The following is a 20,443-nucleotide window of genomic DNA, read 5'->3' as shown; positions in this document are numbered from 1 at the left end:
GACGTCCGGACCGCGTCAGCGAGCCGTGACGTCCGCCGCCGACGATGCGGTCTCACGCACGGGCACCTCACTGAGGGAGCGATACACCGGGATGCCTCGCCGCTCGGCGATCGCGACGTCCTGATCCGCACCCCGTGACTCGCCGGGGAGTCGCAGGACCGCGTCGCAGTGCTCGAGCAGACGCTCGGCGGTGGGATACATCACGTCGGCCGCCAGCGGATCGGTGGGTCCGGTGGCGCCGGCGCTCGACAGCACCGGAAGCGCGACCCATTCGCCGATCATCGGGATGTGCCCGGCCCGGAAGATGGGCCACGCCGCCTCCTCGAGGCGGGCGAGGTTGGCGGCCATGGCGGCGGGGTCGCCGCCCGTGCCCGAGGCGTACGGTCCGGCGATCAGAATCAACATAGGCTTGGTCATACTCGGCACAATACGGCAAAAACGTGAACAAACGGGGAGGAATGTGCATGCTGGCGGCAGCGCGGAAAGATGTGCTCCTCGAACGGCTGCGCCGCGACGGGCGGATCGTGGCCAAGGAGGTGGCGGCGGAACTCGGCATCTCCGAAGACAGCATCCGCCGAGACCTGCGGGAACTCGACGCCGCCGGCCTCGCCGTCCGCGTCTACGGCGGCGCGCTGCCGGCGTCGCCTGCGGTGGCGGACTACGCGACCCGCACGGCGGTCGCGCCCGACAGCAAGAGGCGCGTCGCGGCCGCAGCCGTCGCGCTCATTCCGGCGGGCGCGACCGTGATCCTCGACGGCGGCACGACCACTCTCGCCGTCGTCGATTCCCTCCCGCTGACGTTCTCCGGCACGATCATCACGCACAGTCCCACGATCGCCACCGCACTGCTCCACCATGAGGCGGAGGTCTTCCTCATCGGCGGGCAGCTGTTCAAGCATTCCGCCGTGGCGAGCGGGGCCGCGGCCGCAGAGGCGGCGAGTCGCGTCCGCGCCGACCTGTTCTTCCTCGGGGTCACGGGCGTGCACCCCGACGCAGGATTGACGACCGGGGATGCTGACGAGGCGGCGATGAAGCGCACCCTCGCCTCCCGCGCCGCGGAGACCTACGTCCTCGCCAGCGAGGAGAAGATCGGCGCCGCCTCCCGCTACGACGTCCTCCCGTTCGACGCGACCGCCGGCATCGTCACCGATGTCCGCGCGGACACCGGGATCGCGCTGGACCTGCAGGCCGCGGGGGCGGTGCTGCTCTCGGCGTGAGCGTCGGCCACAGAGCGGGGCCGTCGCATCCCCTTCGCGAGTGTCTTGTCGGCGCAGAGCTCGCCGTCAAGCCCGTTCCACCTCGAATCGGGATGCCTACCATCGAGGTGACGGACCGCCCTCCTGGCGGACTGCCGGACAGCCGAAGCGGGAGTGTGGGAGTGCGCAGCAGACGGCCGATCCTGGACGCGCTGACCGTGACCGGTCCGGCCGCCCGCATCGCGCACTCGTCGGATCCGTCCGCGGCGATTCCGGGCGACGCGTGACCTCGCCGCTGCGTCTCGGCTCCTGGTGGGTGCGGGACTACGTCTACGCGCTCGTGTGGCAGGCCCGCGCGCTCCTGAATCGCACCGATCCCCGGTCCTTCCTCGACGGCGACCGGGCGCCGATCGTGATCCTGCCCGGTGTGTACGAGACCTGGAAGTTCATGCAGCCGCTCATCGCCGCTGTGCACGGAAGGGGGCACCCGGTGCACGTTCTGCCGGTGCTGCGGCACAACCGCCTTCCCGTCGAGGACGCCGCCGACCGGGTGTGCGAGTACCTCGAGGAGCACGACCTGCGCGGCTGCGTGCTGCTCGCGCACAGCAAGGGCGGGCTCGTGGGCAAGCGGGCGATGGCGCTCGACCCCGGCCGGGAGCGCATCGACAGCATGCTCGCCGTCGCCACCCCGTTCGGCGGATCGAGTTACGGGCGGCTCATGGTCGTGCCCTCGCTGCGCGTCTTCTCTCCGCGCAGCCGCACCATCCTCACCCTGGCGCGGGAGACCGCGATCAACGCGTGCATCGTCTCGATCTACCCGTGCTTCGATCCGCACATCCCGGAGGGCAGCGAACTGGCCGGGGCCAAGAAGAACGTGTCGCTCGACACCGGCGGGCACTTCCGGGTCCTGGCCGATCCCCGCGTCATCGCAGAGCTCACCGCGCTCGCCGAGTGAGGCGTTCGCGAACCGCGCACGGGCCTCTGCGCAACCCCGTCGCGCAGGTCCGCGTGGCGACGCATGATCTCGGCATGGACGACGACGTGAAGAAGCAGATCGCAGACGACTTCCACGAGGCCGTGAACATGACGGCGAGCGAGATCGAGGCCTGGCTCGACACCGACGAGTCGAAATCTGTGGGTCAGAAGGACGACGACGGCGGCGAGTCGGTGGGGCACGGATCGGGACGCCGGATCGTGACGATCCTGCGCACGAAGAAGGCGGACCTGACGGATGCCGACTACGCGCACATGAAGAAGGTGCACGGCTACGTCGCCCGTCATTCTGCGCAGCGCCCCGACGGCGATGTCACCGACACCGACTGGCGCTACTCGCTCATGAACTGGGGCAACGATCCGCAGAAGTGACAGGGATTCGGCAGAAGTGACGGCGATTTGAGAACGATTATCAACACCGAGTAGAGTGGGGGCATGACTTCCCGCGTGCCCGCCTCCCTCGCCCTCCTGGGCGGATCCGCCCTCGTCCTCGCCGGCTGCGCGACGGCGACACCTGCGGCAGAGCAGAGCGATACGCTGACCGTCGTCGCCTCGACGAACGTCTACGGCTCTCTCGCCGCCGCCGTCGGCGGGGACGACATCGAGGTCACCTCGATCATCGACTCGCTGTCGCAGGACCCGCACTCCTACGAGGCGTCGGCCCGTGACCAGCTGACCATCGCCGACGCGGACCTCATCATCGAGAACGGCGGCGGCTACGACTCCTTCATCGACGGCCTGATCGAGGCGAGCGGATCGGATGCCGCCGTTCTCACCGCCGTCGAGTTCTCACACGACTACCCCGAGAACGCGGGGCACGCCGAGGAGGAGCACGCCGACGAGGACGCCCACGCCGACGAGGATGCGCACGCCGACGAGGAAGCCCACGCCGACGAGGACGCCCACGCCGGCGAGGACGCCCACGAGCACGAGCACGGCCACGACCACATCGAGGGATTCAACGAGCACGTCTGGTACGACCCGCACACGATCGTCCACCTCGTCGAGGACATCGCGCACGAGCTCGGCGAGCTGGACGCCGCGAACGCCGACGCCTTCGAGGCGAACGCGACCGACCTCGTCGCGAGCATCGAGGGGCTTGAGGCCTCGCTCGGCGAGATCGCCGCAGCGCACGAGGGCGAGCAGATCTTCGTGACCGAGCCGGTGCCGGTCTACCTCGCGGCGGCCGCGGGGCTGACGGACGCGACGCCTGCGGAGTTCAGCGAAGCCGTCGAAGAGGGCCAGGACGTCCCGCCCGCCACCCTGCTTGAAGCGCGCGACATCCTCGAAGCGGGCGACGTGCGTGCCGTCGTCACGAACGCGCAGACGGGAGGAGCGGAGACCACCGAGATCGTCTCCCTCGCCGACGGCCTGGGCATCCCCGTCATCGAATTCACCGAGCTGCTGCCCGACGGACTCGACTACGTGGGATGGATGCAGGAGAACGTCGACGCACTGGCCGGTACGCTGACTCGGTGAGCGACCCCGCAGCATCCGGTGAGACGAGGACCCCGCCTCCCGTCCTCGAGATCCGCGGCGCCGCACTCCGCCGCCAGGGACGGGAGCTCTGGAGCGGCCTCGACCTGACCGTCGAGCCGGGCGAGCTCATCGCGGTCCTCGGCCCCAGCGGGTCGGGCAAGACGACGCTGCTCCGCGCGATCCTCGGTCTCGAGTCGCTGAGCGAGGGCACGATCGCCGTCGAGGGCAGGCCCGTCCGTCGCCCCGGGAACCGCGCCATCGGCTACCTCCCGCAGACCCGACCGCTGCCCCGCGACACCGCCCTGCGCGGGCGTGACCTCGTTGCCCTCGGCGTCAGTGGCCACCGGTTCGGGCTGCCGCTGTCGCGCCGGAGCGACCGCCGCCGCGTCGACGAGCTGGTCGCCGCCGTGGACGCCGCCGGGTTCGCCGACCGGCCGGTCGGTGTGCTCTCGGGCGGTGAGCAGCAGCGCCTCCGCGTCGGGCAGGCACTCGCCGACGAACCGCGGCTGCTGCTGTGCGACGAGCCGCTGACGAGTCTCGACCTCGCCAACCAGCAGGCCGTCGTCAAGCTGATCGACGGGCACCGCCGGAGCGGTGCGGCCGTGCTGCTCGTCACCCACGACATCAACCCCGTCCTCGGCAAGGTCGATCGGATCCTCTACATCGCGAACGGCCGCTTCACCCTCGGCAAGCCGAAGGACGTGCTCACGTCGCCCGTTCTCACCGACCTGTACGGCGCCCCCGTGTTCGTGCTGCGCGCCGGTGACCGCCTCGTCGTCGTCGGCGCGCCGGATGCCGAAGCCTCCCACCACCACCACGACCACGAGGACCACCCATGAACGTGGACGACATCGTCGACGCCATGTTCGGCGGCCTTCCCGTCTACGGCGAGATCCTCGCGCTCGTCTCCAACTCCGTGTGGGCCGGTGCGATCCTCGGCCTCGTCGGCGGCCTCATCGGCGTCTTCGTGCTGCAGCGCGACATGGCCTTCGCCGTGCACGGCATCAGCGAGCTCTCGTTCGCGGGGGCGGCGGCCGCCCTCCTGATCGGCGCCGATGTCGTCACCGGATCGATCGTGGGCTCGGTGGTCGCGGCGCTCCTGATCGGCTGGCTCGGTTCGCGGGCGCGGGACCGCAACTCGATCATCGGCGTCCTCATGCCCTTCGGCCTGGGCCTCGGCATCCTCTTCCTCGCGCTCTACGACGGCCGGAGCGCGAACCGCTTCAGCCTGCTCACCGGGCAGATCGTCTCCGTCCAGTCCGGTCAGCTCGGCTGGCTCATCGCCCTCTCGGCCGCCGTGCTCGCCGCTCTCCTGCTGATCTGGCGCCCCCTGCGGTTCGACTCGCTCGACCCGCAGTCCGCGGCCGCCCGCGGCGTGCCCACGGTCGGGATCTCGCTCGCCTTCATGCTCCTGCTCGGCATCACCGTCGCCGTCGCGGTCCACATCATCGGGGCGCTGCTGGTGATGGCGCTGCTCGTGACGCCCGCGGCGGCAGCCGTCCGCGTCGCGACCGGCCCGCTGGCCGTGCCGCTCCTGGCGGCCGCGTTCGGCGTCGTCTCCGCGGTCGGCGGCATCCTGCTCGCCGTCGCCGGCACCCTCCCCGTCAGCCCGTACATCACGACGATCTCCTTCGCGATCTACCTCGTCTGCCGCATCGTCGGCTCACGTCGGGGCCGGGTGGTGCGTGCCGTCCGCCCGGCGTGACACCCAGCCCTGCCTCAGAACCCCCCGGTAGACTCCGAACCATGGTCCAGCGCAACACGTGGCAGCGCGAGCGCGTCCGCTCGGCGCTCTCCGACGCTCCCGGATTCGTCAGCGCTCAGGACCTGCATGCGGCCCTCCGCGGGGAGAACACCGGGATCGGCCTGGCCACGGTGTACCGGGCTCTGGCGAACCTCGCCGCGACGGGCGAAGCCGACCAGCTGCAGTCGCCCGAGGGCGAGGCGATCTACCGCGCGTGCGCGAGCACGGGGCACCATCACCATCTGATCTGCCGGAACTGCGGCAAGGCCGTCGAGATCCAGGCCGACGAGGTCGAGACCTGGGCGAAGCGCACCGCCGCGGCCCACGGGTTCACCGAGGCCGAGCACGTCGTCGACATCTTCGGCACCTGCGCCGCGTGCACGGCGGCGTCGGCGACCGCCGACTGACACCGTGTCGGCAGACACCCGCGCCGCGCCGCGCCGCTCCGCAGCCGGGCGCCCACCCGGGCGCAGGGGGGCTCCGGTGGCCCTCGGTGTCGGGCTGCTCCTCGTCGTCGCGCTGATCGGCATCGCCCTGTGGAGCCCCTCGCCCGAGCTGCCCACGCGCGCTCAGGACGGCCTCACCCTTGCGCTCAGCGTCCTCATCGAGTCGCTGCCGTTCGTCGTGCTCGGCGTGCTGCTGTCGATCGTCGTGCAGGTGTGGGTGCCTGCCGGCGTCATCGAGAAGCGGATGCCGCGCAACCCGTGGGCCCGCCGGGCCGTGCTGTCGCTCCTCGGCATGCTCGTCCCGGTCTGCGAATGCGGCAACGTCCCCTTCGCCCGCGGTCTCATGATGCGCGGGTTCGCCGTGTCCGAGACGCTGACGTTCCTCATCGCGGCGCCGATCGTGAATCCGATCGTCATCCTCACCACCCACCAGGCGTTCGGCTTCGACGACGGCGTCCTCGTCGCGCGTCTGCTCGGCGGCTACCTCATCGCCAATGTCATCGGCTGGCTCTACAGCCGGCATCCCGATCCCGACGCGCTCCTCACCGATCGCTTCCGCGACGCGTGCGTGGTGGAGCAGGCGGCATCCGGGAACCGCGGCCGACGCAGCCTCGCGCAGTTCGTTGTCGAGCTCCGCGCCGTGATGCCCGCCCTCATCATCGGGTCGGCGATCGCGGGGCTCGTGCAGGTCGTCATCCCGCGCGACGTCCTGCTCGCGATCGGATCGAACCCCGCCCTGTCCATCGCGGCGATGATCCTCCTGGCGATGGTGGTGGCGATCTGCTCCAACGTCGACTCGTTCTTCGCGCTGTCGTTCGCGTCGACGTTCACCCCGGGCGCCATCGTCGCGTTCCTGCTCGTCGGTCCGCTCGTCGACGTGAAGATGCTGGCACTGCTGCGCACGACCTTCCGCACCCGCGTCCTCGGCGTCCTCGTCGTCTCGGTCATCCTGGCGGCCGCCGCGATCGGCGGGGTGGTGAACCTCCTTGCGTGACACGATCTGGTTCCGGATGCTGGGCGTCGGCCTCGCCGCGCTGATCGCCGCGCTCACCGTCGCCCTCGCTGTCACGGGGCGCCTGGGTCTCTACATCAACCCGGATTCGACGTGGTTCGCCGTGTCGATGGCGGTGCTCGCCCTCGTCGGGACGGTGGTCAGCTGCGCGCTCCCGCTGGGCGCCGCCGCGGACCACGGGCACGATCACGGCGACGCGTCCGATGCACCCGCGCACGAGCGCCGCGCGGCGGTCCCGCATGACGAGCGGGAGCACCCGCGCCCCCGTCGCGCGCTCATCGGGTCCGCGGCGACCGCCGCGGGCGGGGTGCTCGCCGTCGGCGTCGCCGCGGCGATGCTCGTCGTCCCGCCGGCCACGCTGTCACCCGAGCTGGCGATGTCGCGCAACACCGGCACGCCGCCGCTGTTCCAGGGGGCCGACAGCGTCGCGCTCGCCGTCACCGGCGACACCGCCTCGTTCGGCGTCGGCGAGTGGGCGAGCGTCTTCGCGACGGCGACCGACCCGCAGGCGTTCGACGGCACCGAGATCTCGCTGACCGGGTTCGTCGCGCCGGGCGGCGGGGGCTTCGACCTGACGCGGCTGGTCGTCACCCACTGCGTCATCGACGCGCAGCCCGCGAGCGTCCCGATCGCCGCGGCCGAGGTCCCGGACGGCGGCGACTGGGTCACGGTCACCGGCACCATCCGCGACGTCGGCGGCGACCTGCGCGTCGAAGCGGCCAGTGTCGAGCGGATCGAGGAGCCCGAGGACCCGTATGAGTTCTGAGGGTCGCGGACGGAGGTCCCTCCGCCGTGCGCGGCTCGCCCGTGGATTCGCGGTCCGGCTCGGAGCGGTGGTCGCCGCGTTCGCCGGTGTCGCCCTGATCGCCGGCATCCTCACGACGGTGCAGGGGCCGCGGGTGACCCGGGTCGAGGCCGACCCGGCCGCGGCCGTCGCCTCGGCGGGGTCGCGGCTGATCTTCACCACGACGCAGTCGCTCGTCGAGGTCGATCAGACGCAGGTCACGGTGACGCCGGCCGTCGATTTCACGGTCGACACGTCGGGCCGCAGCGTCGGCGTGCGCTTCACGCGGCCGCTCTGGGACGAGACGACGTACACGGTCCGGATCGACGGCGTCCGGGGGATCGGCGGTGGCCCGGCCGCGGATCTCGAGGAGACCCTCACGACGCCCGCCCTGCAGAGCTTCGTCCTGCAGCGCGGCGACGGCGACGACACCGTCTTCCGGGTCGATCTCGGGGGGAACGCGGAGCCCGTCTTCACGCATCCGCACATCGAGGACTTCCGTGCGACGGCGGCCCACCTGGTCGTCTCGACGATCGAGGACGGTCTGTCGCACGTCGTCGTCACGGCGCTCGACGGCACGCGGGCGCGCGAGCTCACGCTGCCGGGCGAGGGCGTCGTCACGAATCTGCAGAGCGCGGAGCGGGGCAACACCATCGGCTACACGTTCACGGATGCCGACATCTCCGCTGCCGGCGGGCGCGAGAGCCTGCTGTTCACCGCGTCGACCGCCGACCCCGATGCGGCGCCCGTCGTCATCGAGCGGCGGGGCGGTGATGCCCGCGTCGAGGACTGGCGCTTCGTGCCCGGGACCGACAGCATCCTCATGCTGACCTTCGACGGGGCGCTGAGCCTCGTGACGGCCGACGGCGCCGACGCCGTCGCGCTCGGGTCGGCGGTCGGCATCGACGACATCGCGGGGACGACCGCCTACGTGCAGCGCGCAGACGGGCCCGCGGTCGTGGACCTCGCCACGGCCGAGGAGTCCGAGCTCGCGGCGACGGATGCCGATCTCGGTCAGACGGGCACGGTCGGCGCCCTGCCCGGCACCGGCACGCTCCGGTCACTCACCCGCTTCGACGGCTTCGATGCGCGCGGCACGTCGGTCGCCCGCGTCGACGAGGGCGGTGCGGCGACCGTGATCGCCGAGATCGAGGAGACCGATGCGCTGCTGCAGACCTGCGTCTCGCCGAGCGGACGGTACGCCGCCCTCGTCGTCGCTCCCGACGTCGTCTCGAACGCGTACGACGGCTATCTGCTGCCGTTGCCCGAGCGACTTCAGACGCGGGTGATCTCGCTCGAGGACGGCGCGGACGTCGTCGCGATCGAGGGGTTCGACCTGTCGTGGTGCCGGAAGGCGCCGGACCAGTGACCGGGCTCGTCCCCGCCGATCGCGCCGCACTGTCGGACCTGCCCGTCGAGGTGGCGCCGCGGCTGCTCGGCGGCGTGCTCCGCGTGAGCGTGGGGGGAGAAGCGGTCGCCGTCCGGATCACCGAGGTCGAGGCGTATCACGGTCAGGGCACGGGCCCCGCGGCGGACCCAGGCTCACACGCCCGGATGGGCCGCACCGCGCGCAACGCGACGATGTGGGGAGAGCCCGGGCACCTGTACGTGTACCTCAGCCACGGCATCCATTCCTGCGTCAACGTCGTCAGCGGTCCCGAGGGCGTCGCGGGCGGGATCCTGCTGCGCGCGGGCGAGGTCATCGAAGGGGCGGATGCCGCGCACGCCCGCCGCCCGGCCGCTCGGACCGCCCGGGACCTCGCGCGCGGACCGGGACGTCTCGGCGACGCGGTGGGGCTGCGGCATCCGATCCACGACGGCATCGACGCCGTCACCGGCGTCGAACGGGCCGGTGCCGTCGCCCGCCTGCACCTGCCGGCGACGCCGCTCCGGCGCATCGCGACCGGTCCCCGCGTCGGTGTGGCGGGCGTGGCCGGCACGGCCGCGTTCCCCTGGCGGTTCTGGATCCCCGACGACCCGACGGTCTCCGTGTTCCGGTGGGGGCGCGGCGCGCAGGAGGCCGCCGGCTCCTGACCCGGCGAGGACGTCGGCCGAGGCCGCCGGAGTCAAGGCGCCACGCCCGGCCGTGCTAGACTGGCTCTTCGTCTGCGCGCACTCCAGCACGCAGTTCGCATCCCACCTTCAGAAGACGACCATCCGTCGTGTCTGGGAGCGGGGTGCAGACAAGGGATCTTGGGTGGCACCGTCCGGTGTCACGGTACTAAGGAGAATCACTATGGCAGCAGTGTGCCAGGTGACTGGAGCTGTTCCCGGCTTCGGTCACAACATCTCGCACTCGCACCGCCGGACGAAGCGCCGCTTCGACCCGAACGTGCAGAAGAAGACCTACTTCGTTCCTTCGCTCGGTCGCAAGATCACGCTGAACGTGTCGGCTAAGGGCATCAAGGTCATCGACGCCCGCGGCATCGAGTCGGTCGTCAAGGACCTCGTTGCGAAGGGTGTGAAGCTCTAATGGCGAAGAAGGCTCAGGACGTCCGTCCGATCATCAAGCTGCGGTCGACCGCCGGCACGGGGTACACCTACGTGACGCGCAAGAACCGTCGCAACAACCCCGACCGCATCGTGCTCAAGAAGTACGACCCGGTGATCCGCAAGCACGTCGAATTCCGAGAGGAGCGCTGATCGCATGGCCAAGAAGAGCAAGATCGCGCGCAACAACCAGCGCGAGGTCATCGTCGCCCGCTACGCCGAGAAGCGTGCCGAGCTGAAGAAGACCCTCGTCGACCCGAACGCGACCGACGAGGCCCGCGAGGCCGCCCGCGTCGGCCTGCAGAAGCTCCCCCGCAACGCATCGCCGGTCCGCCTGCGCAACCGCGACGCCATCGACGGACGCCCCCGCGGCCACCTGTCGAAGTTCGGCATCTCGCGTGTCCGCTTCCGCGACATGGCGCACCGTGGCGAGCTGCCCGGCGTGACCAAGTCCAGCTGGTAAGCACCCGCTTCACGACGACGGCCCGTTCCTCTCCGGAGGGGCGGGCCGTCGTCGTCGGCGGGACGGATGCCGCACGCATTATGCCCCGCCGGGACCGTTCGCGCGACGGGGCCTGAGGGCCTCACCGGCGCGACTACCCTCGGACCGTCGGGAGGAGCCGCATGCCACTGGATCCGTTCTTCCGCGAGCGTCTGCGCGCCCACCGCATCTACCTGCTCACGCAGGCGTGGAAGGGCATCACCGCGCGCTGGTCGGCGCCGCGCGGCGCCGCGACTCCCCCCGCCGAGATGACCCCGGCGGGGTCTCCCGCCGCCGAAGGCGTGCCACCGGGATCCATGCCCGCGACGCCCTCGCCGTCACCGGGTCCGGCGCCCGTTCCGGTCGGAGCGAGCACCGAGGCGAAGACCAGGAGGCCTCCGCTCACCCCGCGACAGCGCCACCGCCGCGCCGCTCTGAACTGGGACCGCACCGAGCTGCGGACCGTCGGGCTCCCGGGGCCCGACCTCGAGACCGCGGAGCACCGGATCCCGGTCCCCGGGCATCCCGAGGTCCGCGTCCGGCTGTACCGGCCGACCCACGGCACCGCCCCGGCGCCCGCCTGCCTCGTCATGGGCGGCGGCGCGTTCCGCATCGGCGGCATCGACTATCCGACCGCGGATGCCGCATGCCGTCGCCGCGCCGAGGCGTCCGGCGTCGTGCTGGTCGCGGTCGACTATTCGCTGGCGCCCGAGCGCCGGTACCCCGTGCAGACGGAGCAGGTCTACGCGGCCTGGGACTGGCTGCACGCGCACGCCGGCGAGCTCGGGATCGATCCGGGGCGGATCGGCGTCAACGGCACGTCGGCGGGCGGCTGTCTCGCCGCCGCCCTCGCCCTCATGAACCGCGATCGCGCGCGGCACCCGGTGGCCCTCCAGATCCTCGAGGTGCCCGTCACCGACCTCACCGGCCGCTGGATCGACTTCCGGCCGACGTGGGCGCTCGGCATCCCGGCCGTCCTCGCGCTTCGCGAGATGCTCTCGGTCGTCCGCACCTACCTGGGCGACCGGCGCCTCGCCCAGGAGCCGTACGCGTCGCCGATGCGCGCCGGCGACCTGTCGGGCCTGCCGCCGACCCTCGTCCTGACCGCCGAGTACGATCCGCTCCGCCGCGACGGCGCGATGTACGCGGCGAAGCTGCGCGCGGCGGGGGTGGACGCGAGCGCCACGCGCTACCTCGGCGTCACCCATGACACCCCGATCTTCGTCGGCGCGCTCCCCGCCGCCCGGCGCTGGGAGGACGAGGTCGTCGGAGCCCTGCGCCGCCTCTGACCGCGGGACGAGCATCCGCGGGCTCGACGGGCTCCCTGCGGCGGGTGTCACATCCGTCGCATCCGTCACAATCCGACGGCGACACGCCGGGTGAATCGGCGTCGGACGCGTCGAAATCCGCGGAAACATGCGGTTCGTGGGTATATTCGGGACCGGTCGCAATGACCAGCCGACAGTTCACGCCGTCGGTCCGAGTAACTGAAGGCGGCGATTCGCCGTCTGGAGGAGCACCATGGCCATCACCAAGACCGAACTCGTCGCCAGCATCGCCAGCGCCACCGGCGAGAGCCAGGCCACCGTCTCGCGCGTCGTCGACGGGCTCTTCTCGTCCGTCTCCGAGGCCGTCGCCAAGGGTGAGAAGGTCTCGATCCCGGGCTGGATCGCGTTCGAGCAGGTCGACACCGCCGCTCGCACGGGCCGCAACCCGCAGACGGGCGCGGAGATCAACATCCCCGCGGGCAAGCGCGTCAAGGTCAGCGCCGGTTCGAAGCTGAAGGCTGCCGTCAAGTAAGACGGACGCACACGTACGAGGGGGGATGCCATGCGGCATCCCCCCTCGGCGTTCGCCCCTCCCACGGCTCGCGCCCATGTGCCCGCGCGTAGGCTGGGGGAGTGAACTCTCGCGCGCTCCGCTACGCCGGGCCGGCGATCCTCGCAGCGTCCGCCCTGGTCGCTCTGGTGGTCGCGTTGGCCTACGGCGGCGGCGCGGCACCCCTCGCGCTCGGCGACCCCGGGCCGCTCGTCCGGTGGGGCCTTCCGATCGCCGAGCTGGTCGTCAACCTGTCGGCGTCGTTGCTGGTCGGCTCTCTCGTCCTCGCACTGTTCGCGCTGTCGGCGGGGACACCCGAGTTCGACACCGCGCTGGATGCCGCCTCCGCCGGCGCCGCGATCCTCACGGTAGCCAGCGGCACGACGGCCTTCCTGACGTTCCTCAACATCTTCCCCGCCGAGCTGAGCGCGAGCGCGGAGTTCGGCCAGCAGCTCGGCCGCTTCCTCGTCGACACCGAATCCGGCACCGCGTGGCTCACCACGACGATCGCCGCCGCCGTCCTGACGGTGCTCACCTTCGCCGTGCGGGGGTGGCTGCCGACCCTGCTGGTCGCGCTGGTCGCGGTCGCCGCGATGGTGCCGATGGCCACCGTGGGTCACGCCGGCGACGAGGCGAACCACAACACCGCCGTCACGTCGCTGACGCTCCACATCATCGCCGCGGCGGTCTGGCTCGGCGGCCTGCTGCTCCTCGTCCTGCTGCGTCCCGTCCTTGAGCGCGGCCGGCTGGCCGACGTGCTCGGCCGCTACTCCAGCATCGCCCTCGCGGCCTTCGTCGTCGTGGCGCTGTCCGGCATCGCACGGGCCGTCGTCGGTCTCGTCACGTGGGAGAACCTGTTCTCGCCCTACGGCGCCGTCCTGGCGGTGAAAGTCGCCGCCCTGCTGGGGACGGGACTGCTCGGCGCGGTGTACCGGCGCCGGCTGATCGCCGGCATCCGCACCGCCGCCGTCGCCGCGCGCTTCTGGACGCTGATCGCCGTCGAGGTCGCCTTCATGGGCATCGCGTCGGGCGCCGCCGTGGCGCTCTCCGTCACCCCGCCGCCCGTCGACACCTCGCTGCCCACGGTGCAGACCCCGGCGCAGGTCCTCACCGGCTCGCGCCTGCCGCCCGAGCTCACCATCGACCGGTGGCTCACCCAGTGGGACATCGACCTCATCTGGGCGTTCGCCGTCGGATTCGGCCTCTTCTTCTACCTCGCCGGCGTGCGGCGCCTCGCCGCGCGCGGGGACCGCTGGCCGATCTGGCGCACCGCGCTGTGGACCTTCGGCCTGCTGCTGCTGCTGTGGGTGACGTGCGGACCGGTCAACGCGTATCAGGACTACCTGTTCAGCGTGCACATGGCCGGCCACATGCTGCTGTCGATGGCGATCCCGATGTGCCTCGTGTTCGGCGCTCCGGTCAGCCTCGCCTCACGGGCCATCCGCCGGCGTGCCGACGGCACGCGCGGCGGCCGGGAGTGGATCCTCTGGGCCGTGCACAGCCCCTATGCCAAGGTCATCACGCATCCCCTGGTCGCGGCCGCGCTGTTCATCGTGTCGCTGTGGGCCTTCTACTACACCGACCTGTTCCGCTGGACGCTGTACGAGCACCTCGGGCACGAGTGGATGGTCGTCCACTTCCTGACGGTCGGCTACCTGCTCGTCCTGTCGCTCGTCGGCATCGACCCGGTGCCGTACCGCCTGCCGCATTCGATGCGCCTGCTCACGCTCATCGCCGTGATGGCGATGCACGCCTTCTTCGGCATCGCGATCATGATGTCGTCCGGCCTGTTCGTGGCGGAGTGGTTCGGGTCGATGGGACGCACCTGGGGCCTCGATCCCCTGGCGGACCAGTACGTGGGCGGCGGCATCGCGTGGTCGATCGGCGAACTGCCGACGCTGATCCTCGCGATCACGGTCGCGGTGCAGTGGAGCCGCTCCGACGACCGGAAGCAGCGGAGCTCCGACCGGCACGCCGACCGGACCGGCGATGCGGAGCTCGAGGCGTACAACGCCCGCCTCGCCGCCATCGCGGAGCGCGACGCGAAGGCCACCGCGCGCGGCTGATCGCGTGCCGCGGCATCCGCCGCCCGCCTAGTCCGACGCGGAGACGGCGATCGACGCGGTGCCGTCGGGGAGGATCGTGATCGTGCCGGTGATGAAGAAGGGCACCTCTTCGCGCACGTCGAAGATCGAGCCGTCGAAGATCGACCGGATCTGCACGTCGATCTCGGCCACCGCCTGGGTGCGGGTGATCGCCCAGTCCGCCCCATCGGGTTCGAGCGCGACCTTCGGCTTCTCGGTGATCGACCAGCTGGGCGGCTCGACGATGCGGTTGCGGACGTAGTAGCCGAACGGGCACCCGGTCGGCTGCAGCACCTGCTGCGTCGCGCAGTCCGCGAGGAAGGCGTCGACCTTGCGCTGCACGACGTCGATGAACTCGTCGGTCGGCGACGCCTGGAACGACACCGGAACGGTGGTCAGCGGCGCATCCGTCAGCACGGCGACGCCCGGGCTCTCGGTGACGGCGGTGTCGACGGTGATCGAGTACAGGCCCGGGGAGAAGGCGAGGAGCGCCACCGGCTCGAGCGGGTCGGCGTCGAGTCCGTCGGGCGAGACCTGCCGCTTGTCGATCGCGAATCCGTTGACGAGGAACTCCATCGACCCGCGGACCGCGAGCTGGATGACCGCGAGCGGACTCGACGCGAATCGCCAGGTCGGGGCGAGCCCGACGCTCCCGTCGCGTTCGACGTCGAACGTGGTCTCGCCGGTGTGTCCGCCGACGCGATACGAGACGGTGACGGCGGTCGTGCCCTCGGGCGAGGTGACCTCCGAGACCGGCTCGATGTCCGACAGTCGCGCGAGCGCCTCACTCCGCAGCAGGGCGTCGCTCGCGTCGCCCTGCACGCCCGCCTCCGCCTCGGCCTCCTCGACGGCGACGCCCGGCAGCTGCAGCGCGTCGCTCGCGCGGCCGTCCTCGAGCAGGTGGAGGTAGTCGAGCACGAAGGCGGTGGGGCTGTACAGCTGGCGGTACAGAACGGCTCCCGATGCGGCGATCGCACCGATCAGCAGCACCCCGACGATGCCGAGCGCGGTGAGGTCGAACGCGAGCCTCCGCCGATGCCGGGGTGCGGCCACGGTCTCGGTGCGCGTGGCGGGCGGAGGCGCGGGAACGGATGCCGTGGCATCCGTGCTGCCGTCGCCCCCGATACGCTCCACGCGATCAGTCTAGAAAGTCCTGGCTGATAGCTAGCATGGATCCGGTGAGTACGCCGCCCCTGTCGCCTGAACAGGACGCGCTGTTCCGCCTCATCGAGGACACCCGCGAGCACGTGTTCGTGACCGGTCGCGCCGGCACCGGAAAGTCGACCCTGCTGCAGCACCTCGCCTGGAACACCTCCAAGCAGATCGCCGTCTGCGCGCCCACGGGCGTGGCCGCGCTCAACGTCGAGGGGCAGACGATCCACTCGCTGTTCCGGCTGCCGATCGGCCTCATCGCCGACAGTGAGCTCGAGCAGTCCGATGCCACCCGCAAGATCCTGAACGCGATCGACACCCTCATCATCGACGAGATCTCGATGGTCAACGCCGACGTCATGGATGCGATCGACCGCTCGCTGCGGCAGGCGCGCCGGCGGCGCTCCGAGGCGTTCGGCGGCGTGCAGGTCGTCATGTTCGGCGACCCGTACCAGCTGTCGCCGGTACCGCCCCGGGGCGACGAGCTCCGATACATCCAGGACCACTACCGGTCGTTCTGGTTCTTCGACGCGCAGGTATGGGCGGGTCCGCGGGGCGATGCCGGCGCGATCCGCTCGGACGGCCTGCTCGATCTCGGCCGGGTGGGCGCGCCGCTCCACATCGCCGAGCTGCGCGACATCCACCGGCAGTCGGACGACGCGTTCAAGGGGATGCTGAACGCCGTGCGCCACGGCATCGTCACCGCGGACATCGCCGACGCGCTGAACGCGGCCGGGTCGCGGAAGCCCCCGGAGCCCGTCGACGGCGAGGTGCCGATCATCACGCTCGCCACGCGCAACGACATCGTCGCGCGCATCAACCAGCGCCACCTCGATGCGCTGCCCGGTCCGGTGCAGACCGCGCGGGCCGAGATCAGCGGCGACTTCGGTCGCGGTGACGCCTACCCCGCCGATCAGGAGCTGCAGCTCAAGGTCGGCGCGCAGGTGATGTTCCTGCGCAACGACATCGGCGGGTTCGGCGGCGACGGACCGCGGTGGGTCAACGGCTCGATCGGGACCGTCACGCGCATCGCGGGCGCGAGCGTACGGGTCGAGCTCGACGGCGAAGAGCACGACGTCGAGCCCACCGTGTGGGAGAAGTTCCGCTACGCGTACGATCCGGCGACGCGCAAGCTCAGCCGTGACATCGTCGCGGAGTACACCCAGTTCCCGCTGCGACTGGCCTGGGCGGTCACGATCCACAAGTCGCAGGGCAAGACGTACGACAGGGCGATCATCGACCTCGGCGGCGGGGCGTTCGCACCGGGGCAGACGTACGTCGCCCTGTCCCGGCTGACGTCGCTCGACGGGCTCTTCCTGTCGCGGCCGCTGCGCCCCGCCGACATCCTCGTCGACCGCGACGTCCGCCGCTTCATGGCCGGCGTGCGGGCCGCACAGGCGGGGTGAGCCCCGGCGTCCGCCCGTGCCGGGACCGGCCGGTGGGCTCGCGCGGACCCGCCGGCGGTGTCAGGCGGCTGCGCCCGCCTTGGCGGCCGCCAGGTCGACGAAGAGATCGGTGTTGAAGCGGTACGCCAAGAGGACCTCGTCGATCACGCGCTCGCGCTCCGCGGCATCCCACGGCACCGCGTCGAGCTGCTCGCGGTAGACGTCCTTGAACGCCGCCGGGTCGGCGATCTCCTCGAAGACGTAGAAGCCGATGCCGTTCGTCTCGAAGCCGAACTGACGGGCCATCAGCCTGCCGATGAACTGGCCGCCGGACAGGTCGCCGAGATACCGCGTGTAGTGGTGGGCGACGAAACCGCCCGCCCAGGACCTGCCGACCTCGGCGATGCGGGCGGTGTAGGCCGCCGTCGTGGGCAGCGGCGAGATCCGGTCGCGCCAGTCGTCGCCGATGAGGAATTCCAGGTCGGCCTCGAGCGCCGGAAGCCGCGTGAGCTTCGTGCTGATGAAGGGGGCGGCCGCCGGGTCGTCCTTCATCCGCTCGGCGGCGGCTTCGAGCGCCTCGTAGATGAACCAGTGCTGCGCGACGAGCGCGACGTAGTCCTCGCGGCATCCCCTGCCGCGCATCAGGTCGGTCATGAAGTCGGCACCCTCGCTGGAGGAGTGCGCGACGGTGGTCCGCTCCCGGACCGCGGCGGAGAAGGGGACGAGTTCGGACATGAGGCCGATCGTACAGTAAGGGTCAGCTAACCTGAAGGTCTGATCCCCTGAAGGTCTGATCCGCAGGTCCGTCGGTCCGGATGCCGGCGCTCCGGGATGATCGGGGGCGGTCCCGGAGATCAGTGCGGGCGTGCCTCGACGCCGAGCCGCGCGCACGCGGCGTCGTACAGCGCGACGATCTCGCGGCGGACCTCGGGACGGGCCGTGATCGAGCCGCCCGGCCACGGCACGCGGATGACCTCCTCGGAGCCGTCCGCCGTGATCACGTGCCACTGGCCCGCGTCGCCGTCGAACGTGGTCATCGTCGCGCTGACGACATCCCCGAGCGGCGAGAACGCCCGCGAGATGAGGAGGTTGTCGTCGAGGTGGTCGGCGTTCATGTGCCGGAGCACGGCGGCGACGACGTCGTCATCGAAAACGTGGGTCATCGTGTCAGCCTAGGGCGGGGCCTCGCGGGCCGACGGCGGTGGATGTGCTGTAATCGAAGGAGGTTTGCGATGGGGGTGCGGCACGTGGGTCGACGGGGTACGAGACGGCTGATCGCTGCAACGGCGGCCATCGGCCTCGCACTCGGCCTCGCCGCATGCGCTCCGGAGCCGCCGGTCATCGACGTCGGCGTCGACCAGGTCGAGGGTTCGCTGCCCGATGACGTCCGCGCCGAGCTGCAGGCCGCGACCGAGAGGGCCATCGAGGCCACCGGATCGACCGGCGCCATCGTCGGCGTCTACGCTCCCTGGTCGGGACAGTGGGTCGAAGGGCTCGGCACGACCGGCCCCGACGGCGCCGCCGTCGAGCCCGACATGACGTTCAAGGCCACCGCCGTCACCCGCGCCATGACGTGCGACGTGCTGTACGCGCTCGCCGCCGCGGACGCCGTCGAGCTCGACGACACGGTCACGGAGCTGGTCGAGACCTATCCGAACGTGTCGGACATCACGCTCGCGCAGCTGTGCGACAGCACCAGCGGCATCCACGGCTACATGAACGCGCTCCGCAAGCGCCTGATCGCGAATCCCGAGCGGGTGTGGACGTCGCGGGAGATCGCGGCCTACGGCCTGGCGCAGGACCGCGCCTTCGCGCCCGGCAAGCGGTACGCCGATTCCGACACCGGCTACGTCCTGCTCGGCATCGTCCTCGAGCGCGTGACCGGCAAGACGCTGGGCGCCCTCTACGACGAGTACGTCTTCGAGCCGCTCGGACTCGAGAAGACCACCTACCGGGCGGCGGCCGGCGTCCCGGACGACCGGCTCGGCGGGTTCTACTCGACCACCGTGGACGACCGGGTCGACTGCGCCGACCCCGTCGATCTGACCGCGCTCTCGCCGTCGGCGGGCTCGGCGGCATCCGGCGTCACCTCCACCGTCGACGATCTCGCCACCTACGTGCAGGCGCTCGCCACGGGCGCGCGGACGTACGACGTCCCGGGCCGCTGGGAGGATGCCCGTCAGGTCAGCGACGGCGCGCCGTCATGGTTCACCGCCGACGGCGGTGCGTTCCAGGCGGGGTCGCTGATCGGTCAGCACGGGTCGCTGTTCGGGTACATGACGTCCGCCTACGCCGACCGCGAGACGGGCCTCGCCGTCGTGGTCGTCCTGAACAACTCGCGCGCCTCGTCGGCCATCGCCCGGGTGCTCTCGTGGCAGCTCGCGGCTATCGCCTCGAAGGCTCCCGCCGCCGACGGGCGCACCGCACCCGAGGCGGGCCTGCCGTGGACGGCGGAGAGCCTCGCCGACCAGATCGACAAGCTCGCCGTCTGCCCCGCGTGACCGCTCGCGCGACACCGGCATCCGCCGTCGGTCTCGTCGTCATCGGACTGATCTGTCAGGAGCTCGGCGCCTCACTCGCGGTGCTGCTGTTCCCCGAGGTGGGACCGCTCGGCATGGTCATGCTGCGGCTCGTGTTTTCGGCCGTCATCCTGCTGCTCATCGCCCGACCGAACCTGCGTGGCCACGGTCGGACCGGTTGGGTCGCCGTGCTCCAGCTGGGGCTCGCGCTCGCCGTCATGAACAGCACGTTCTACCTGGCGCTCGAGCGACTCCCCCTCGGCGTCACGGTCACGATCGAGGTGCTCGGCCCGCTCGTGCTGTCGATCATCGCGAGCAGGCGGGCCTCCGCCTGGCTGTGGGCGGGCCTCGCGTTCGCCGGCGTCGTCGCCCTGGGCGGGGGCGGCTGGGACCGCCTCGACCTGCTCGGAGTGGCGTTCGCCCTGGCCGCAGCGGTGTGCTGGGCGTTCTACATCCTCGCCTCGGCGAAGGTGGGGGCGGCGTTCCCCCGACTCGACGGGCTCGCGCTGGCGATGCTCGCGGGGGCACTGCTGTCGCTTCCGCTCGGGATCGCGGACGCCGGCGCCGCGCTGCTCCGGCTCGATCTGGTCGCCCTCGGCGCTGCGGTCGCGCTGCTGTCGTCGACGATCCCGTACGCGCTCGAACTGATCGCCCTGCGTCGCCTGCCGGCGGCAGCGTTCTCGATCCTCATGGCGCTCGCCCCCGCGACCGCGGCCCTGGCCGGATTCGTCCTGCTGGGTCAGCACCTCAGCGTGCTCGAGCTCGTCGGGATCGGGCTCGTCATCGCGGCCTCGATCGGCGCGGTGCGTGCCGGTGGCCGTCGTGCCCGCGAGGTGGCCGAGCCGGTCGGCTGAGCCGAT

24 protein-coding genes are annotated in these 20,443 nt (G+C 71.4%); 20 read left to right on the top strand and 4 right to left on the bottom strand.

The features are described from left to right. Positions 1-15 precede the first annotated feature (15 nt). Positions 16-405 carry a DUF4406 domain-containing protein gene (locus AB3M83_RS01135; RefSeq protein ID WP_412944522.1) on the bottom strand — a complete coding sequence of 130 codons (390 nt, stop codon included), beginning with the start codon at positions 403-405 and terminating at the stop codon, positions 16-18. A gap of 59 nt (positions 406-464) precedes the next feature. On the opposite strand from AB3M83_RS01135, the gene AB3M83_RS01130 reads away from it, so the two are divergent. From AB3M83_RS01130 to AB3M83_RS01050, 17 genes are all read left to right on the top strand, one after another. Continuing rightward, positions 465-1,217, top strand: coding sequence for a DeoR/GlpR family DNA-binding transcription regulator (locus AB3M83_RS01130; RefSeq protein WP_412944520.1), 753 nt, complete (start codon positions 465-467; stop codon positions 1,215-1,217). 262 nt (positions 1,218-1,479) lie between these two features. Further along, positions 1,480-2,151, top strand: coding sequence for an esterase/lipase family protein (locus AB3M83_RS01125; protein WP_412944519.1), 672 nt, complete (start codon positions 1,480-1,482; stop codon positions 2,149-2,151). Positions 2,152-2,225: 74 nt separating this feature from the next. After that, positions 2,226-2,561 carry a DUF3140 domain-containing protein gene (locus tag AB3M83_RS01120; RefSeq protein WP_412944518.1) on the top strand — a complete coding sequence of 112 codons (336 nt, stop codon included), beginning with the start codon at positions 2,226-2,228 and terminating at the stop codon, positions 2,559-2,561. A gap of 63 nt (positions 2,562-2,624) precedes the next feature. Continuing rightward, positions 2,625-3,668 carry a metal ABC transporter solute-binding protein, Zn/Mn family gene (locus tag AB3M83_RS01115; protein ID WP_412944517.1) on the top strand — a complete coding sequence of 348 codons (1,044 nt, stop codon included), beginning with the start codon at positions 2,625-2,627 and terminating at the stop codon, positions 3,666-3,668. Further along, positions 3,665-4,507 carry a metal ABC transporter ATP-binding protein gene (locus AB3M83_RS01110; RefSeq protein WP_412944516.1) on the top strand — a complete coding sequence of 281 codons (843 nt, stop codon included), beginning with the start codon at positions 3,665-3,667 and terminating at the stop codon, positions 4,505-4,507. Before AB3M83_RS01115 ends, AB3M83_RS01110 begins: the two co-directional genes overlap by 4 nt. After that, complete coding sequence (locus AB3M83_RS01105; RefSeq protein ID WP_412944515.1) at positions 4,504-5,373, top strand: metal ABC transporter permease; 870 nt, start codon at positions 4,504-4,506, stop codon at positions 5,371-5,373. Before AB3M83_RS01110 ends, AB3M83_RS01105 begins: the two co-directional genes overlap by 4 nt. Positions 5,374-5,414: 41 nt before the next feature. Next, positions 5,415-5,819 (top strand): Fur family transcriptional regulator, encoded by a 405-nt coding sequence (locus AB3M83_RS01100; protein ID WP_412944514.1) that lies wholly within the window; start codon positions 5,415-5,417, stop codon positions 5,817-5,819. A 4-nt stretch (positions 5,820-5,823) separates the two neighbouring features. Beyond that, the gene (locus AB3M83_RS01095) at positions 5,824-6,852 is read left to right on the top strand and encodes a permease (RefSeq protein ID WP_412944513.1); all 1,029 of its coding nucleotides are present in this window, start codon (positions 5,824-5,826) and stop codon (positions 6,850-6,852) included. A 4-nt stretch (positions 6,853-6,856) separates the two neighbouring features. Continuing rightward, complete coding sequence (locus AB3M83_RS01090) at positions 6,857-7,636, top strand: TIGR03943 family putative permease subunit (RefSeq protein WP_412945953.1); 780 nt, start codon at positions 6,857-6,859, stop codon at positions 7,634-7,636. After that, on the top strand, positions 7,626-9,023 hold the full coding sequence (locus tag AB3M83_RS01085; RefSeq protein WP_412944512.1) for a hypothetical protein: 1,398 nt from the start codon (positions 7,626-7,628) through the stop codon (positions 9,021-9,023). Before AB3M83_RS01090 ends, AB3M83_RS01085 begins: the two co-directional genes overlap by 11 nt. Further along, a complete protein-coding gene (locus AB3M83_RS01080; RefSeq protein WP_412944511.1) occupies positions 9,020-9,688 on the top strand; it encodes a DNA-3-methyladenine glycosylase in 669 nt (222 codons plus the stop codon). Before AB3M83_RS01085 ends, AB3M83_RS01080 begins: the two co-directional genes overlap by 4 nt. Positions 9,689-9,890: 202 nt before the next feature. Next, positions 9,891-10,127, top strand: a complete 237-nt coding sequence (gene rpmB, locus AB3M83_RS01075) for a 50S ribosomal protein L28 (protein WP_412944510.1) — start codon at positions 9,891-9,893, stop codon at positions 10,125-10,127. Further along, a complete protein-coding gene (rpmG, locus tag AB3M83_RS01070) occupies positions 10,127-10,297 on the top strand; it encodes a 50S ribosomal protein L33 (RefSeq protein WP_005051772.1) in 171 nt (56 codons plus the stop codon). Before rpmB ends, rpmG begins: the two co-directional genes overlap by 1 nt. 4 nt (positions 10,298-10,301) lie before the next feature. Further along, positions 10,302-10,607: a 30S ribosomal protein S14 gene (rpsN, locus tag AB3M83_RS01065; protein ID WP_412944509.1), complete on the top strand. Its 306-nt coding sequence runs from the start codon at positions 10,302-10,304 to the stop codon at positions 10,605-10,607. A 161-nt stretch (positions 10,608-10,768) separates the two neighbouring features. Further along, the gene (locus AB3M83_RS01060) at positions 10,769-11,914 is read left to right on the top strand and encodes an alpha/beta hydrolase (protein WP_412944508.1); all 1,146 of its coding nucleotides are present in this window, start codon (positions 10,769-10,771) and stop codon (positions 11,912-11,914) included. A gap of 232 nt (positions 11,915-12,146) precedes the next feature. Continuing rightward, complete coding sequence (locus AB3M83_RS01055) at positions 12,147-12,425, top strand: HU family DNA-binding protein (RefSeq protein ID WP_412944507.1); 279 nt, start codon at positions 12,147-12,149, stop codon at positions 12,423-12,425. A gap of 101 nt (positions 12,426-12,526) precedes the next feature. Continuing rightward, the gene (locus AB3M83_RS01050; protein ID WP_412944506.1) at positions 12,527-14,509 is read left to right on the top strand and encodes a bifunctional copper resistance protein CopD/cytochrome c oxidase assembly protein; all 1,983 of its coding nucleotides are present in this window, start codon (positions 12,527-12,529) and stop codon (positions 14,507-14,509) included. Positions 14,510-14,536: 27 nt separating this feature from the next. On the opposite strand, the gene AB3M83_RS01045 is transcribed toward AB3M83_RS01050, so the two are convergent. Further along, positions 14,537-15,661 (bottom strand): hypothetical protein, encoded by a 1,125-nt coding sequence (locus AB3M83_RS01045; RefSeq protein ID WP_412944505.1) that lies wholly within the window; start codon positions 15,659-15,661, stop codon positions 14,537-14,539. Between the two features lie 35 nt (positions 15,662-15,696). On the opposite strand from AB3M83_RS01045, the gene AB3M83_RS01040 reads away from it, so the two are divergent. Beyond that, complete coding sequence (locus AB3M83_RS01040) at positions 15,697-17,085, top strand: ATP-dependent DNA helicase (protein ID WP_412944504.1); 1,389 nt, start codon at positions 15,697-15,699, stop codon at positions 17,083-17,085. Between the two features lie 60 nt (positions 17,086-17,145). On the opposite strand, the gene AB3M83_RS01035 is transcribed toward AB3M83_RS01040, so the two are convergent. Beyond that, the gene (locus tag AB3M83_RS01035; protein WP_412944503.1) at positions 17,146-17,799 is read right to left on the bottom strand and encodes a biliverdin-producing heme oxygenase; all 654 of its coding nucleotides are present in this window, start codon (positions 17,797-17,799) and stop codon (positions 17,146-17,148) included. A 119-nt stretch (positions 17,800-17,918) separates the two neighbouring features. Continuing rightward, a complete protein-coding gene (locus AB3M83_RS01030) occupies positions 17,919-18,227 on the bottom strand; it encodes a DUF2470 domain-containing protein (protein ID WP_412944502.1) in 309 nt (102 codons plus the stop codon). 84 nt (positions 18,228-18,311) lie between these two features. On the opposite strand from AB3M83_RS01030, the gene AB3M83_RS01025 reads away from it, so the two are divergent. Beyond that, positions 18,312-19,565, top strand: a complete 1,254-nt coding sequence (locus tag AB3M83_RS01025; RefSeq protein ID WP_412944500.1) for a serine hydrolase domain-containing protein — start codon at positions 18,312-18,314, stop codon at positions 19,563-19,565. Beyond that, complete coding sequence (locus tag AB3M83_RS01020; RefSeq protein ID WP_412944499.1) at positions 19,562-20,437, top strand: EamA family transporter; 876 nt, start codon at positions 19,562-19,564, stop codon at positions 20,435-20,437. Before AB3M83_RS01025 ends, AB3M83_RS01020 begins: the two co-directional genes overlap by 4 nt. The last annotated feature ends 6 nt before the right edge of the window (positions 20,438-20,443 follow it).

Source organism: Microbacterium pasadenense (assembly GCF_047246565.1).
GTDB lineage: Bacteria > Actinomycetota > Actinomycetes > Actinomycetales > Microbacteriaceae > Microbacterium.
This window is presented reverse-complemented; position numbering and strand designations above follow the sequence as displayed.